Origin of the sequence: Corallococcus sp. AB018 (assembly GCF_003986945.1) — a bacterium.
Taxonomy (GTDB): Bacteria; Myxococcota; Myxococcia; order Myxococcales; family Myxococcaceae; genus Corallococcus; species Corallococcus exiguus.
This window is the reverse complement of sequence record NZ_RAWR01000096.1, coordinates 21,117-36,765: the sequence shown is the minus strand read 5'-3', so window position 1 is coordinate 36,765 and position 15,649 is coordinate 21,117. Positions and strand designations below refer to the sequence as shown.

The window sequence follows — 15,649 nt, the reverse complement described above, 5'->3', positions numbered from 1 at the left end:
CGGCGGGGGTGGCCGCGGGGCTGGCGCCATCCGCCTTGTAGGAGATGAGCTCCAGCTCCGTCTGCGGCACGCGCTTGCCCTCGTGCTCCGTGGCCACGTCCACGCGGACCAGGCCCACGCCCGCGGCGAAGGTCATCGTGTTCACGAGCGTCGTCTGCCCATCCACCTTGTTGCGGCCCTCCACGCTGACGCAGTTGGAGAACGAACCCGCGGGCACCTTGCAGGCGAAGCCCACCTGCACCAATTGGTAGCGCTCCGTGGAGGACACGGACACGACGTTGTTCCAGCCGCGCCCGGCCTCCAGCGGGCCACGCAGCAGGTAGCGCTTGGGGTCGCGCAGGCCGAAGGCGTCCACCGTGAGCTGGCCGCCCTGGTTGTCCACGAAGTAGCCGTCCTGCTCCTTGACGATCTCCACCGTGACGGGTTTGTCGTCGCGCCCGTCAATCCGGTACGTCCATGCGTTGCCCACGGCCAGCGGGTAGAACTGGCCGATGGACTCGGGCGAGGGGCGCGTGTCCGACTCGACGCGCTTCGCACAGCCGGAACCGACGAGCGTGGAGGCCAGGAGGGTCAGGCCCCCCACCATCGACAGCGATTGCTTCATCATGCGCTAGGGGTCCGCGTGGCCCTGGCCACGCGCCTCCGCGGTTGCGTGGTTGCGTGATGCGTAGAGCGTGTCCAGCGCCTGCTGCGCGGCGGCCTGGACCGACGGCGTGTCGTGGCCCTGGGCCACCGTGTACAGGTACGCCTCCGCCTCCGGGCCGCCAATCTCGCCCACCGCGAAGACGATTTCCTGCAGGAAGCCCGAGTCGCGGCCGCGCGCCAGGTCGATGAGCGCCGGCACCGCGCTCTTCGCCTTCATCTCCGCCAGCGCGCCAATGGTGCGGCGCACCTGCTCCGCGTCGCTGGTGTCCTTGAGGCGCTCAATCAGGAGCGGCGCGGCGGACGGGTGCTTGCGCTCGGCCAGCGTCCGCAGGGCGAACTCGCGGATGCGCGAATCGGTGGCCTGGAGGTCCGCCACCAGCGCCTCGTCCGTGCGGTCCAGCGCGGAGAGCTGAAGCACCGCGGACTCCGTCACCTGCCGCAGCACGTTCTCCAGTGCGCTGCGCATCGCGGCCCGCCGCCCGTCCGTCGAGTCCACCTCCACCGCCGCCTCGCCCAGGCCCACGACCTCGTAGCGCTGGGGCGTGTTGCCGCCAAAGCGCTCCAGGGAAAGGTTGACGCCCACCTCCGCGAAGCTGTGCGGGTTGCCGTCCTTCAACACCTCGCGGGTGAAGGGCACGTCCAGCGACAGCCGCCAGGGGCGGGCCTTCTTGGGAGACTCGTCGGCCACCAGCTCGAAGCGGCCGGAGGACTCCAGCGCGTCATCGAACAGGTCCCGCACGCCTTCCGGGCCGAAACCCAGGAGAGCGTTGTCCCGCAGGGTGGTCCCGGAGAGCTCCACCGGCGCCACCGGATAGCGCGGGGCCTGCGAGCGGCAGGCCCCGAAAAACAGCACGCAGGAGGTTAGCAGCAGGGCCGGCTTCATGGCCCCCACAGGCTAACACTCCCGCGTCCACCGCACCCGATTCCGTGCGGGGGATCAGCCTTCCTTGTTGCCCTCGGACGAGCCGTCCGTCCCAGGGGCCACCGGCGCCTCGTGCACCTCGCGGACTTCCGCGGGCTGCGAGGACGCTTCGGAGGGAGCCTCTTCCGGAGGCAGCGCCTGCGCGGCGACCGGGGTCACCGCATCGGACGCATCACTCGCGGCTTCGGCCCGGGCCCGCGCGGCTTCGTCGGACTCCGGAGAAGCCTGCACTGCTTCGCCCGCCTGCCAGGCGTTGCCCACGACGGGCGGCGTGGCGGCGGCCTCCCCGTTCGCGGGGCTGACCTCCCTCATCACGGGCAGTGCCTCGCCCGCGAGCGCGACCGACTCACCGGTGACGCTGCCACCCGGAGACGGCGCGGCGATGCCACCCGAGGACTCAGTGCCCTCACCGGCGGCGACCGCTGCCACCGTGGTGGCATCGGACTGATCCGCGCTGGAGGCCTCACCGGCGGGAGCGTCGGCTTCACCCGCGGGCGTGCCCTCCGCTCCGCGCGTGCCACGGCCGCGACGGCCCCGGCGACGACGGCGGCGGCGCTTGCGCTCGGAGGCGCTGCCCTCGGCGGCACCGGCCTCGGCGCCCTCCTTGCCTCCACCCACGAAGGCGCTGGCGGCCTCCAGGTCCTCGTCCTCACCCTCGTCGTCGCCCTCCTCGGACTCGTCCTCTTCCGACGCGGGCGTGAACCCCGCGGCGGCCGGCGGCGCGGGGGCCACCGGAGAGGCCTTGGCCTCGGAGCCCTCGGCGCCGGTCTGGGCAGAGTCGCGGGCCTCGGCCCGTTCGCGCTGACGGTCGCGGCGGCGCTCGGAACGCTCCGAACGGTCGCTCCGCTCGGGACGCTCCGCGCGCTCCGGCTTTTCGGTGGTGGCGGCGACCTCGGCCTCGCCACCGCCCTCGCCCTCCTCGCGGGCCTGCTTCTCGCTCTTGCGCTCCTCACGGCGGCGCTGGGCCTCCTCGGCGTCCAGCTTCGCGGCCTCGAAGAAGCGCTCGTCGATGTCGTACAGCTCGACCTGGGTGACGGTGACGGCCGTCTTCGCCTCCAGGAACTTCTCACCCAGGGCGTCTCCGCACCACAGCATCACCAGCGAGCCAGTGGCCTGCGCTTCCGAGCGCGCGTCGCCGCGCACCTCGCCCGCGCTCACCAGCAGGCCCACCTGCGCCGAGTAGTGGCCCAGGTCGCGCCGCAGCTCCTGCACCGTCTTGCGATCGATGCCCGGCATGCCCTTGAGCATGCGGACCGCGTAGCGCAGCTCCACGCTGCCCTCGCGCTTGCGCGCGGTGAGCAGGGGGCCTTCCTTGGAGCGCTTGGCGACCTTCAGCTCGCGGAAGCCCAGCCCGTGCATCATCTTCACCACGGACTTCTCGAAGGTGCCCACGTCCGCGTCGCCCAGGCGCTTGCGCAGCCCGCGAGCCACCGCCCGGCGCGCGTCCTTGAGGGCCGTGCGCGCGGTGGTGATGAGGGCCTCGTCCACCAGGGGCTCCCCGGCGGCGGCGGGCTTGCCCAGCACCGGGCGGCCCCCCTCCAGCGGGATGCCCAGGGCCTGCGCGAAGGCGGCCTGGAGCTCCAGGGGCGGCGCCTCGCTCGGCGCGCCCGCGCGCTCCAGGGACACCTCTCCGGTCTCCTGGTTGAAGGCGTACTGGGGCCGGCGGCCCGCGTCGATGCGGCGCTGGTTGTCCTCCAGCAGGGCGGTGAGCACCGCCTCCACCGTGGTCTCCTCGGCGCACAGCTCCTTGGCCTTGGCGCGCTCGATGAGCTGATCCGTGCGCAGTCCGGCTTCCGCCTCGCTGAGGATCTCGAACACCACCTCCGGCAGTGGCGGGAAGCGCTTGCGGCGTCCACCCCGCTCCTCTTCACCCTCGTCACGGCGGCGCTTGCGCTCCGTGCCACGACCCGACGCGCGGACGTTGTCCGTGCGGGGCTCCGGGTGACGCTCCACCGGCCGCAACGGAGGCAACTCCTCCTCCGGATGCGGCTCCATCACGCCCGTCTGTGCAAGTGCCTCGACGTCCTCGGAGAGCGACCAGTCCGTCAGCGCGAAGGTATCCTTCGCGGTGACAATCACCTTTCGATCCCGCGTCCGTCGCGCCATCGCGGCCAGTCGCGACAGCATCGTCACTTCCGGCGTCTTACCGATGTGGGACAGCAGGCTCAGCTGGATGGACTTCTCCGTGATCTCAAGGAAATGCAGGGGGCGACCTTCGCTCTCCAGTACACGGAGCGCGGCCTCGTAAAATGTCATCGAGTATTCCCCAAGAATTCCGAACGGTTACAAAAATGTAGGTCCGTATGGGCGGCGGATGCTAGCCATCGCTAAACTGGCTTGTCAACGAACGTCAATGACCCGTCTTCGCATCGGCCACCATTGGAAGCGCGAACCGTCGGCTTCCCCGCTCGATTCCATCGCGCTGGAGCTCGACGGCGTGAACCTGCTGTCCGGGGCGGTGGAGGAGCCCCTGACGGAGGTCGTCCCCGCTCTGGTGGAGGCGGTCGCGGCCCTGCACGCGGGGAGGCGGCGGCTGGCGCAGGTTTCGCTGACGGAGGCGCACCTGGAGTTGGTGTTGCGGCGCGTCGGGCCGGACATCGAACTTTCGGTGGCGAGTCTCGCCCGCCCCGCCCATTTGCTGCGCCCGCCCATCCGGGTGGACGCCGAGGAGCTGACGAAGGCCACCCGCCAAAGCGGCCAGAGATTCCTCCAGGACGTGACGAAGCTCGCGCCCAAGGCCCTGTCCGCCACGGCCGCCCGGAAGCTGGGCGAGGCGCTCCAGGGCCTGGGCAAGGCCGCCCCGCATGCGGAAGAAAAGCCCGTTCCCCCCACCCCGCTGCGGATTGAGCCCGTCTCCGTGCCGGGCTTCGGCTTCGAGCTGAAGGACATCTCCCCCGCCTCGCGCGAGGCGCCGTCGAAGGGCCCCTCCGGGGCGCTGGCGCCGCTCCTGGGCGCGGGTGAGGTGTGGCTGGCGCTGCCGGGACGGCCGCAGGCGTGGCGTGCGCCGGGGCCGCCGTTCCTCACGGTGCTGGAGCTGTCCCGGCAGGCCGTGGAGCTGGCGCGGGCCGTGGAGCTGGGCGAGGCCCGCTTCGAGTTCGAGCCCGCGGGCGTGCGTCCCCGCCTGACGCTGGACCTGCCCGGACGGCGGGCGAAGCTGGGGCCCACCGGCACGTGGTTCGAGCTGGAGCCCGAGGCGCTGCTGTCCGCCCTCTTCCAGTTGGGGGAGGCGCTGGGACTGGCGTTCGCGGAGGCGCACCGGGTCCAGGTCTCCAACCCGTACCTGGTGGAGGTGGCGGAGCGTTGCCGCGAGGGGCTGTCCCACCTGCGAGGCGCGCACAAGCCACCCGAGGCCGAGGGCGAGGCGCGCGAGCGCAAGAGTCCCCCTGCGCGCGGCGAATCCCGTCCGCTGAAGGTGCCCGGGAAGCTGCGGCGCCTGCGCTTCGAGAAGCTGTGGGAGCAGCGCGGGCTGGAGGAGCCGGAAGAGGCGCGGCTGCTCCTGGGACGGCACGGGCCGGTGTACTGCGCCCCGGGGCTGGCGGGCGCGTTCTCACGCAAGGACGGCGCGCTGCTGTGGCGGCGGGCCGCGTCGCTGGGCGTGGCGGCGTCCGCGGATGGCCACGCGGTGGCGGCGGACGACACGCGCGTGTACGGCTTCACCGGCCGGGGCTCGGGCGCGCGGTGGCTGCACGACCATGACGGCATCCCGCTGGGGCCGCTGCTGCTGCGCCAGGACGGGCTGCTGCTGACGCTGTCGGAGGACCGCACGGCGGTGGCCTTCGCGGAGGCCACGGGCCGCGAGGTGTGGCGCCTGGCCCCTCCGCGCACGCAGCGAGGGTGGATGGCCACGCAGGGACACCGGGCGCTCCTGTCCACGGACTCGGGCTACCTGTACGGCCTGGACCTGGAGGACGGTCAGGTGCGCTACCGGCTGCGCTCGCCCCTTCCCTTCCATGGGCCTCCGGTGGCGTGGGGCCGGCGCTTCCTGGCGCTCCTGGGGCGCGGCTCGCATCACGCGCTGCTGCTGGCGGACGCGCACACCGGCGAGACGCAGTGGACGTTCGAGCCGGACCTCATCCTGCCCTCCACGCCGCTGCCGGTGGGCCAGCGGGTGCTCCTGGCCGGGATGCGCGACCAGGACGGGTTCCTGGTGTGCCTGGACGCGCGTGGACGCAAGGTCTGGGAGCGCGCGCTGCACCTGGGCCCGGGGCCCTATGCGCTGGCGCCGCTGCCTCGTGCGGTGGTGGTGACGAGCGCGTCCGGGGCGGCCGCTCGCGTGGCCTTGTCCGGGCAGGTGGACTGGCGGGTGGGAGCGGCCGGCGAGCCGCTGATCACCGCGCTGCCGGCGCGCACCGCCCGCGACGTGACGCTCATCGCGGGAGAGGTGGTGCGCGCGGTGGATCCTCGCGGCGGTCAGGTGCTCGCGGAGGTGCGCGCGGGGGTGGGGCTCGTCGCGCTCCAGGCCGACGTGCGCCTCAACCTGTACTTCCTGGACGACGCCGGCACGCTGTCCGCGTACCGGCTGGGGTCGCACTTCGCCGTCGTGAAGTGACGAAGTGCGGCCTGTCCGTGACTCGCCCTGAACCTGAAACGAAGGGCTACTCGCCCTTCTTCGCCGAGGCCTTGGCCGGGTCGATGTCCTCCTCCGGCCGCTCCTCCTGCGTGGCGCCTTCCCAAGTCTCGTTGGCACCCAGCTTCCACTCCGACGGCACGTCCAGCTTCCACGCGTAGGTGGCGTTGGCGTTGCCACCGGACGCCGCGTGCGAGGCGACGTTGATGGTCATCTCCAGCTTCGCCACCTCCGCGGGCAGCAGGTCCAGGTCGTAGTGGCCCAGCACCATCTGCGGAGGGAACCCGGCGATGAGGCGCTCGGGGTAGTCGATCTTCATCGACGGGTCGGCGCCGCGCATCTCGCCCAGCAGCTTGCCCTTCGCGTCCGTGAGCTTCCACACCGTGTCGAACGAAGCGCTGGTGACCATCTTCTTCACCTTGCCCTCGTCCTTCTCCACGCGCTGCGCGCCCCAGAGCACCAGCTGCAGGCGGATCTGCGGCTTGCCCATCACCATCACCACGTCGTTGGACACCACGTCCAGGCGCATGCCCTTGTCCGTGGCGGACAACACCGGGCGGTAGCGGCCCTCCCGCAGGGAGTCGAACTGCTTGCGCGCGTACTCGTAGAAGGCCTTGCGGTCTCCCGCGCGGTTGTCCTTCTTTTCGCCCCCCGCCTCCGCGCGCTGATCCAGCTCCGCCAGATAGCTGTCGAACTTCTTGTTTCCGCCAAAGCGGTCCAGGTGCGCGTCGACATCGTCGAAGTAGCCCTTGAAGAAGGACTTCAGCTCGTCCTTGTAGGAAGCCTCATCCGGGTTGGAGCGCATCCAGCCCACGCGCTCCATGTAGACGGACTGGATGCGGCGATAGTCCGCGTCCCGCTCCGCCTCGGTGGCCCGCGCGGAGGCGGTGCGGTGACTCGCCACGGCGGCGACGATCACCAGGGCGATGACAACGATGATTCCGAAGTAGCGCTTCAAGCGACAGGCTCCTGTGCGTTCGGGCAGGCAATGATATGAGCCGCATCATCGTGCCCCAGGCCGAGGGAATCCAACTGTTCACCGTGCCCCTTCCTCTGGAGGAAGGGGACCTGCTGGGAAGCCCCCAGATTGCCTGGCAGGCCTACGGGAAACCGTCGGATGGCAAAGCGGTGGTGGTGCTGCACGACCTGTCCCATTCCCACCAGGCGTTGAGCACGGAAGTGAACGGTGCGTACCAACCTTCGGGCTGGGGGCGGGAGCTGATCGGTCCGGGCAAGGCGCTGGATCCGGACGTGACGCCAGTCATCGTGCCCAACCTCCTGGGCAGCCCGTTCGGTTCCACGTCGCCGCTGACGCCGGATCCGCACAGCGGGAGGCCCTGGGGCGCGGCCCTGCCGCCGCTCACCGTGCTGGACATGGCGCGCGGCGTGTCCGCGCTGCTGCGGGCCCTGGGGCTCACGCGCGTCCGGGCGGTGGTGGGGATTGGCCTGGGCGGGCTGGTGGCGCTGCGGCTGGCCGCGCTGTTCCCGGAGCTGGCGGACGGCGTGGTGGTGCTGGGCGCGGCGCGGGCGCTGCCGGAAGGGCTGCGCGAGAAGCTGGGCCTCACGTCGCAGGTGCTGCGCATGGCGCCTGACAACGAGGACACCCCGCCCCTGCGCGAGCGCGCCCCGAACCGGACGCTGGCGCGGCTTCGCATGGACTACCTCAAGCTGCTCTACGGCCGCGACCACCTGGGCAGCGCGTATCCGGACAGCGCGGCGGCGCTGGCGGCGCTGGAGGCGGAGGCCGCGTCATTCGCGGACACATTCGATCCGATCGCGTGGTCAATGCTCTGCTCCGCGTACGCGGGCTGCGACCTGACGGAGACGTTCTCGAAGATCCACGCGCGGGTGCTGCTGCTCGCGGGCGCGACGGACGCGCTGGCTCCGGCGGGCCGCGTGCGGGACACCTACCACCAGCTGACGGCGGCGGGGGTGCAGGCGCGGTTCGTGGAGCTGCAGGGGCCTGGAGACCACGGCACCCTGCTGTCGGACGCGCACCGGCTGAAGGGGCCGGTGCAGGACTTCCTGCGCTGGCTGCGCGGCTAGCTAGCGCTGCGACTGGTGCTGCGAGGCGAGCCGCGCCCGGAGCGCGCCCACGAGCATCCCGATGGCGATGTCGTTGTTGCCGCCGTGCGGGATGATGATGTCCGCGTGGTGCTTGGACGGCTCCACGAAGCCCATGTGCATGGGGCGCACGTGGCGCAGGTACTGGCCCACCACGTGGTCGAAGTCGCGGCCGCGGTCCTTGATGTCGCGGGTGAGGCGGCGAAGGATGCGCAGGTCGTCGTCCGCGTCGACGTAGATCTTCACGTCCATCTCGTCGCGCACTTCCTTCATGTGCAGCACGAGGATGCCCTCGATGAGGACGATGTCCCCGGGGTCCACGCGGTGCGTGTGCGGCTGACGTCCGGACGTGACGAAGTCGTAGACGGGCTTCTGGATGGCCTGGCCCTGCTTGAGCGCACGCAGGTGACTGACCAGCAGCTCCGTGTCGAACGCGTCGGGATGGTCGAAGTTCACCTCCCGCCGGTCCACCAGGGACATGTCCTTCAGGTCCCGGTAGTACGAATCCTGATCAATGAAGGCGACCCGGCAGTCGGCGAGAGCCTCACGCACCTTGCGGGCCACCGTGGTCTTGCCGGACGCGGTGCCGCCTGCGATGCCAACGACGAGGGGTGACGACATGCGGCGGGCACTACCCCACCAGACAGGTGGGCGCAAGGATCCGTTGACCGGCCGACATGTGTCCGCCCTTATGCCCGCCGCAAGAGCCCGCGTGCCTGCCCTTCCGCGAGCAGCCATCCGGGCAGGGCCTCCACCGGAAGCGGCCCATCCGCGAGCCCGTGGAGCCCCGCGGCTACCTCCGGGGGCAGCGTCAGGACCTCGAAGCCGATGGCCTTGCGGCGGATGGCGAAGCGCCACGGGCCCGGACCCGGCCGGGCCGCCACCTGCGCCAGCGCCTCCAGGCCGGACACCTCCAGCGCCCCGCAGGCCCACGCACGGCCGGTGAGATGCCGCCGCAACGCCCGTGTGGCGAACACCAGCTCCGTCAGGTCGGCGGGGAAGGAGCCCAGGCGGACGTCCTCGGTCAGCGCCACCTGGCCCGGGGCTGGGGCGGGCGGCGTCTGGAGGAAGGCGTGCGGCAGCATCATCTCCAGGGACAGCGCGGCGGCCACGCCGTCCGACGGTGCGGCCATCACGCGCTTGCGCGCCCAGGACGCGAACGCGTGGGACAGGGACTTGCCCAGCCCATCGAAGAGGCCTCGGTACTCTCGCGAGCGGGTGAAGGACTCCAGCCCCTCGGGCGTCGCCGCGAGCAGCAGGCGCGTGAGGGGCCAGTCCTTGTCCAGTTGCTCCGCCACCACCGCCAGTCGGAAGTCCCGGTCCGCGCGCGTGCCCTCGGGGTCCTCGTCCTCCGTGGCCGGCGTGACGCCGTGGCCCGCGTCGAACAGCGCCCACGGGCGGCTGTCCCCAGTGAGGGCGGGCACGGGCTCGCGCGACGCGGGGATGTCGATGGGAGCGCGGGACTCCTTCGGGACGAGCGCGCGCAGCCGCCGCAGTGACGCGAGCGCCACCTCTGGCGGATGGCCGTCGCCCTCGAAGGTGACGGCGCGCAGGCGCGGGCAGCGCGGGAGCACCTCCGCCAGCAGTTCGAACAGCTCCTCGCGCACGGGCTGCGTGTGGTCATCCACGTAGAAGGTCCGCCCTCCCCTGCGAGTCACCACTCCGCCGGCGATGTGGAGCTCCACGACCTGATCCAACGGGAAGCCATCCAGGCCTGTGCGCAGGGGCAGGCCCGCGGACAGCTGATGGCTGAAGAGGTGGCCCAGGTCCAGGAGCAGCGGCAGGCCCGTGCGCGCGTGCAGCTTCGCCATGAAGTCCAGCGCGTGCAGTCCGCCGCGCGTGGCGAGCACGGCGGGGTTTTCAATCACCAGCGGGACGCTCAAGCCCGCCTGGATGTGGAGCGCGTGCGCCGCGCTGTCCCGCACGCCCGCGTCGTTGAACGGCGGCGTGACGTAGAGGTAGCCCGGGAAGGGCTGGCCGCCCGCGTGCCACCAGCCCACGTCGTTGCCCACCCACGGACTGCCCACCGCGCGCGCGTGCGCGTCCAGCTCCGCGAGCGCCGACGCGGGCTCCAGCTCCGGGCCCCACAGGTTCAGGTGCACCGGATGGAAGAGGACCGGCACGTCCGAGCGGCGGCGCCACATCTCCGGGAAGAGCGTGGCCTGGGCCCTCGCCTCCTCCAGCGCGATGGGCGCGCTGTACTCCACGAAGTCGAAGAGACCAGGCGAGGCGTCAAGCAACCGGTACGGATGCGGCACGTCCGAGGCGCTCAGGTTGCTGCTCAGCCCCAGCCCCATCCAGGGCAGTGACCACGAATCCGATGCAGGGCGCGTCATGGGCACACCCTAACCAGCCCGGCTCCGGGTGGCGCTAGCCTTGTGTGGCCGGCCGATCCAGGCGCACGTCCTGGACCGTCAGCACCCTGCCGTCCGCGGCGCGAACTTCCAGCGGCTTCACCGGCTGCCCGTGCGCCTTGTCGAGCACTCGCGTCCGGGGCTCTCCCGCCTCGAAGCAGTGCTGCTGCCCCCACTGACCCAGCGCGACCAGGATGGGAAAGAGGCTCCGCCCCTTCTCCGTCAGCACGTACTCCTGCCAGGCGCTGCCGTCGGACGCCGGCTGGGTTTCGAGGATGCCGTGGTCCACCAGGTGCTTCAGTCGCTGGGCCAGGATGTTCTTCGCCACGCCCAGGCTCTTCTGGAACTCGCCGAAGCGGCGCAGGCCGTACTGCGCATCGCGCACGATGAGCAGCGACCACCAGTCCCCGATGACGTCCAGGGACCGGGCCACCGGGCACACCGCCCCTTCCATGCTCGTCCGCTTCACCACCGCCTCCTTCCAGAGGGTCGCTCCACAACTGGTTGCATAACGAAACCGGGGCTTTTATTCATCCGGCAATTGGTTTCATCATGAAACCACTCACACCGGAGGCAGTCAGATGCGGCTCAAGGGAAAGACGGCGCTGATCACGGGCGGTAACAGTGGCATCGGGCTGGCGACGGCGCGGCTGTTCGTGGCGGAGGGGGCGCGGGTGGCCATCACCGGGCGCAACCGGGAGACGCTGGACGCGGCGGTGAAGGAGCTGGGCGCGAACGTGCTGGCGGTGCAGGCGGACGCCACGGATCCGGCCGCGCTGGAGCATGCGGTGGCGGCGACGGTGGAGCGCTTTGGCGGGCTGGACATCGTGTTCGCCAACGCGGGTGTCGCGGCGCAGACGCCCGTGGGCAAGACGTCGCAGGAAGCGTTCACGTCCGTGCTCCAGACCAACGTCACCGGCGTGTTCTTCACGGTGCAGGCCGCGGCGGCGCACCTGAAGCCCGGCGCGTCGATCATCCTCACCAGCTCGGTGCACAGCGAGCTGGGGATGCCCGGGTACTCCGCCTATGCCGCGAGCAAGGGCGCGCTGAAGGCGATGGGAAGCGTGCTGGCGGCGGAGCTCGCCCCCAAGGGCATCCGCGTCAACGTCGTGTCTCCTGGCGCGACGAACACGCCCATCTGGGAGAAGAACGCGCCCACGCCGGAGGCCTTCGCGAAGATGGAGCGCGGCATGTCCGCCACCATTCCCATGGGGCGCATGGGCAGGCCGGAGGAGATCGCGCGGACGGTGCTCTTCCTCGCATCCGACGATGCGTCCTACGTGAGCGGGCAGGATCTGTTCGTTGACGGTGGCGTCAACGGCGCGGCGCTGGGTGCGCCCTTGTTCCGCACGTCCGAGCGGGTCTGATACGGGCGACGGTCCTCTATCCCGGAGCTGCTCTCGATGACCTCCTCCCTCAAGCCCACCGCGGTCGTGGTGGGCGTTGGCGCTGAACAGGGCCTGGGCGCGGCCCTGTGCCGGAAGTTCGCCTCGGAAGGCCACCACGTGCTCGTCGCGGGGCGCACGCGGGAGAAGTTGGACCGGGTGGTCGCGGGGCTCACGGCCTCCGGTGGCAGTGGCGAGGCGGTGGTCGCGGACGCGACGCGGGAGGAGGACGTCGCGCGGCTGTTCGACCGGGCCCTGGCTCCGGGAGCGGGCTTCGCCCCCGTGGACCTGGTCGTGTTCAACGCCGGCAACAACCGGCAGGTCCCCTTCCGCGACCTGGACGCCGCGACGTTCGAGGACTTCTGGCGGGTGGGCTGTTTCGGCGGGTTCCTCGTTGGACGCGAGGCGGCCCGGCGGCTGGTGCCCCTGGGCCGGGGCACCGTCATCTTCACCGGCGCATCCGCCAGCCTCCGAGGCCGCGCGGGCTTCACGCACTTCGCCGCCGCGAAGGCGGGCCTGCGGATGATCTCCCAGGGCATGGCGCGCGAGTTCGGTCCGCAGGGCCTGCACGTGGCCCACGTGCTCATCGACGGCGGCATCGATGGTGAACGCCTGCACACGCTGGCCCCGGAGCGGGTGAAGGCGCTGGGCGAGGACGGGCTGCTCCACATCGACGCCATCGCGGAGACGTACTGGCAGCTGCACCGGCAGCACCGTTCCGCGTGGACCCAGGAAGTGGACCTGCGGCCGTTCAAGGAGTCGTTCTAGGGCCTCAGCTTTCTGAAGACGCCTCAGCTTTCCGAGCACACGGACACGCTCGCGGGATGGTGGCTCCCAGAGGGAGCACTGCGATGGCATCGCAGTTGCTCTGCTCGCGGGACACCTCGTCCCACGGGAGCAGGCATCCATGAACACGAACCGATTGCGGCATCTCTTCTCTCGCGCGCTGCGGGCCTCGCTCGCGACGCCACTGGTGCTGGCGGGCTGTGGCACCGGCGGCACGGACCTGCGGGGCTACTCGGCCATCGAGTGCACCCCGCTGGGCGATCCCGCCATCAATGACCTGAGCATCCAACCCGCGGTGGACTTCGTCGAGTCGCGCGTCCTCTCAGGCTACGGCCGCGAGGGCCCGGTGGGCTACGAGACCCGAGCCTCCACCGGAGAGGCGTGCGCGAGCGCCACCGACGTGTCCGCTTGTCAGACAGCCTTGGCCGAGGCGAGCTCCAGCGACGGCTTCACCGGCAACTGCGTCCAGCTCTGCTCGAGGTACTTCCTGGCGACGACGCGTGGCGATGAGGTGAAGACCTGGGCTTCGCTACAAGAGCTCCAGAACCTGCTGGGCGCGGTCGACACCGCGCAGGAAGCGGCGCTCCTCACCTTCGCCGCGGGCTACCGGCTGAGCTGCGAAACGCTGGAGCAGGGAGCGGTGAAGCGGAATCCGGGCGGGGGCTTCAACGTGGTGGCCACGAAGGGCGACGCCTGCGGCGAGGGCTCGAACCTGATGCAGTACGTGGTCAGGGTGTCCGCCAACGGCGAGCTCCGCGAGGTGGAGGATCACGTGCTGCAGAAGGGCTCTGGCCCATGCTCCGTGGGCCGCCGGCCCGTGGGGCTGGAGGGCACGGTCGCGGGAGGTTGCGAGGACGCGCTCGGGCACCACTTCGCGCAGACCGCGCACCTGGAGGCCGCGTCCATCCACGCCTTCTTGAGGCTGCGTGAGGAGCTGGCCCTGCATGGCGCGGAGGCAGCACTCCAGGAGGCGGTGCTCGCGAGCGCGGTGGATGAAGTCATGCACACGGAGATGACGGGACGGCTCGCGCGCCGTTACGGGGCCACGCCACCGCCGCCCGCCGTCGCGGCCGTGCCCCTGCGCCCGTTGAGCGAGGTGGCGTTGGACAACGCCGTGGAGGGGTGCGTGCGCGAGACCTACGGCGCGCTGGTGGCCCATCACCAGGCGCTGCATGCGCGCGACGCGGAGGTGCGCGAGGCCATGGTCCGCATCGCCGAGGATGAGACGCGGCACGCGGGCCTGTCGTGGGACATCGACCGGTGGGCGCGCTCGCGTCTGTCCGCGCCGGAGCAGGAATCCCTGCGCGAGGCCCGGAGGCGCGCCGTGGCCCTGCTGCGCGCGGAGGTCGCGATGCCGCTCGATTCAGCGCTCGTCACGGAGGCGGGGCTGCCCACGCCCGAGGCCGCGCTGGCGCTGCTCGACACGCTGGAGCAGGAGCTCTGGGCCTGATCAGGTCGTCGGCTTGTTCCGGGTCGCGGCTTCGCGCGCGGCCTGGAGCGTGTCGTCCACCGCGGACTCCACCGCGTCGCTGACCAACTCCGGCGCGGAGGTGCGCCAGCGCTCCAGCGCCGCCTCGTGCATCGCCTCCGGATCCTGGAGCTTCTCGTCCGTCTCCGGAGCCACGTCCGCGATGCAGTCCGGGCACACGCCTTCGAGCGCGCGCGACCACACCTCCAGGTGCGTGGTGATGAGCACGCCCTCCATGGCCAGGGCCTCGCGCAGTCCCCTCCGACCCGCGCCGCGCATCTGCGTGCCATGCACGCGGTCCAGCATCGTGCGCATCCAGGCGGCCACCGCCTCGGGTTTCGGACACGTCTGCCTGCCGCATACCCGGCAGGTCGTCTGCCAGGACTGCCCTTCCATTGGAGTCATCGCGACCCACTCCTCGCACCCGGTTTGCGGACTCGCTTTAGCAAGGCCCCTCCTCTCACGCACGTAGACGTGAGCGTCTATGAATGCGGAGAATCCTACTTCCTGGACCCTTCTGGAGCCGCCTCATGTCCCGAGCCGAGATCGACGAATCGCATGCGCAGTTCCGTGGAGCCTGGAGGCTCATGACGCTGGGGCTACCCCGTGGAGAGGTCGTGGAGCGTGCGGACGTGTTCATCACCGCGGGTCACGTGACGTGGTCGCTGATGAACATGTCGTTCCTCAACCGGCCGGCGCAGACGGAGGCGGAGCTGATGCGCGCGGTGGACTCGGCCGCTAGCTACTTCGCGCAGGGACCGCACGGGTGGGCCTTCACGCTGACGCCGGAGTGGCTGGCGCCGGGGCTGCGGGAGCAGGCGGACGCGCTGCTCGCCACGCGAGGGCTCAAGCCGGGGATGACCACGTCGGGAATGGTGGCGGACCGGATGCTGGAGCCGGTGCGGCCCCTGCCGCCGCTCGACCTCCGGCCGGTGAACGACACCTGGGGCTACAACGCCGTCGCGGACGTGAACGCCGCGAGCTACGACACACCCCAGGCGCTGGGACGTGAAGCCCTGGCCGCCCCCGGCATCTTCGGCCCCGAGAGCCGGGCCTTCGTCGGCTGCCACGACGGCGCGCCGTCGACGAGCACTGTGGCGCTGCGCGTGGACGGCATCGTCTACATCGCGCTGGTGGCGACGCTCGCGGAGCACCGCCGCAAGAGCGCCGCGGAGACGGTGCTCCGGCGCGCGCTGGAGGAGGCGAAGCACGCGTGGGGGTTGGAGCGAACGGTGCTGCATGCCACGGAGGCCGGCGCGCCCGTCTACCGCCGCATGGGCTACCGGGACGTGGCGCCGTTCGTCTCCTACTTCGCGCCCCCGAAGGGAGCGTGAAGCACCGCGGCGCCGGTTTCCCAGGAAGACCGGTGCCCTGCCGGAACTTGGGAGCTGACCCCGCGCGTCAACAGCGCGAGCCTGCTGCCCAAGGGTCGTCCACTCAACGCAGCATGAGTCCCAC

14 protein-coding genes are annotated in these 15,649 nt (G+C 71.2%); 6 read left to right on the top strand and 8 right to left on the bottom strand.

Annotation, left to right across the window (positions count from 1 at the left end; genetic code table 11):
* The 3 genes from D7Y11_RS21220 to D7Y11_RS21210 all read right to left on the bottom strand — a co-directional run.
* On the bottom strand, positions 1-607 hold a 607-nt coding region (locus D7Y11_RS21220; protein WP_126934623.1), incomplete at its 3' end, for a hypothetical protein.
* 3 nt (positions 608-610) lie between these two features.
* Positions 611-1,528, bottom strand: coding sequence for a HEAT repeat domain-containing protein (locus tag D7Y11_RS21215; protein ID WP_120577061.1), 918 nt, complete (start codon positions 1,526-1,528; stop codon positions 611-613).
* 54 nt (positions 1,529-1,582) lie between these two features.
* A complete protein-coding gene (locus D7Y11_RS21210; protein WP_126934622.1) occupies positions 1,583-3,823 on the bottom strand; it encodes an HTH domain-containing protein in 2,241 nt (746 codons plus the stop codon).
* 97 nt (positions 3,824-3,920) lie between these two features.
* Between D7Y11_RS21210 and D7Y11_RS21205 the strand changes: the two genes are divergently transcribed.
* Complete coding sequence (locus D7Y11_RS21205) at positions 3,921-6,116, top strand: PQQ-binding-like beta-propeller repeat protein (protein ID WP_121753824.1); 2,196 nt, start codon at positions 3,921-3,923, stop codon at positions 6,114-6,116.
* Between the two features lie 46 nt (positions 6,117-6,162).
* Here the strand turns inward: D7Y11_RS21205 and D7Y11_RS21200 are convergent, their stop codons facing one another.
* Positions 6,163-7,092 carry a hypothetical protein gene (locus D7Y11_RS21200; RefSeq protein ID WP_169821824.1) on the bottom strand — a complete coding sequence of 310 codons (930 nt, stop codon included), beginning with the start codon at positions 7,090-7,092 and terminating at the stop codon, positions 6,163-6,165.
* Between the two features lie 35 nt (positions 7,093-7,127).
* Here D7Y11_RS21200 and D7Y11_RS21195 point away from each other — a divergent pair, with 35 nt between their 5' ends.
* The gene (locus tag D7Y11_RS21195; RefSeq protein WP_233597007.1) at positions 7,128-8,180 is read left to right on the top strand and encodes an alpha/beta fold hydrolase; all 1,053 of its coding nucleotides are present in this window, start codon (positions 7,128-7,130) and stop codon (positions 8,178-8,180) included.
* Here the strand turns inward: D7Y11_RS21195 and udk are convergent, their stop codons facing one another.
* The 3 genes from udk to D7Y11_RS21180 form a co-directional block, all read right to left on the bottom strand.
* Positions 8,181-8,819 (bottom strand): uridine kinase, encoded by a 639-nt coding sequence (gene udk / locus D7Y11_RS21190; protein ID WP_120577057.1) that lies wholly within the window; start codon positions 8,817-8,819, stop codon positions 8,181-8,183.
* A gap of 68 nt (positions 8,820-8,887) precedes the next feature.
* A complete protein-coding gene (locus tag D7Y11_RS21185; RefSeq protein ID WP_126934621.1) occupies positions 8,888-10,534 on the bottom strand; it encodes a DUF692 family multinuclear iron-containing protein in 1,647 nt (548 codons plus the stop codon).
* A gap of 34 nt (positions 10,535-10,568) precedes the next feature.
* Positions 10,569-11,021, bottom strand: a complete 453-nt coding sequence (locus D7Y11_RS21180) for a helix-turn-helix domain-containing protein (RefSeq protein ID WP_199733788.1) — start codon at positions 11,019-11,021, stop codon at positions 10,569-10,571.
* Between the two features lie 112 nt (positions 11,022-11,133).
* Here D7Y11_RS21180 and D7Y11_RS21175 point away from each other — a divergent pair, with 112 nt between their 5' ends.
* From D7Y11_RS21175 to D7Y11_RS21165, 3 genes are all read left to right on the top strand, one after another.
* A complete protein-coding gene (locus tag D7Y11_RS21175; RefSeq protein ID WP_126934620.1) occupies positions 11,134-11,919 on the top strand; it encodes an SDR family NAD(P)-dependent oxidoreductase in 786 nt (261 codons plus the stop codon).
* Between the two features lie 36 nt (positions 11,920-11,955).
* The gene (locus tag D7Y11_RS21170) at positions 11,956-12,705 is read left to right on the top strand and encodes an SDR family NAD(P)-dependent oxidoreductase (RefSeq protein WP_126934619.1); all 750 of its coding nucleotides are present in this window, start codon (positions 11,956-11,958) and stop codon (positions 12,703-12,705) included.
* Between the two features lie 139 nt (positions 12,706-12,844).
* The gene (locus D7Y11_RS21165) at positions 12,845-14,173 is read left to right on the top strand and encodes a ferritin-like domain-containing protein (RefSeq protein WP_126934618.1); all 1,329 of its coding nucleotides are present in this window, start codon (positions 12,845-12,847) and stop codon (positions 14,171-14,173) included.
* Here D7Y11_RS21165 and D7Y11_RS21160 read toward each other — a convergent pair whose 3' ends face one another.
* Complete coding sequence (locus tag D7Y11_RS21160; RefSeq protein ID WP_126934617.1) at positions 14,174-14,596, bottom strand: hypothetical protein; 423 nt, start codon at positions 14,594-14,596, stop codon at positions 14,174-14,176.
* A gap of 125 nt (positions 14,597-14,721) precedes the next feature.
* Here D7Y11_RS21160 and D7Y11_RS21155 point away from each other — a divergent pair, with 125 nt between their 5' ends.
* Positions 14,722-15,525, top strand: coding sequence for a GNAT family N-acetyltransferase (locus tag D7Y11_RS21155; protein ID WP_120577050.1), 804 nt, complete (start codon positions 14,722-14,724; stop codon positions 15,523-15,525).
* Positions 15,526-15,649 lie beyond the last annotated feature (124 nt).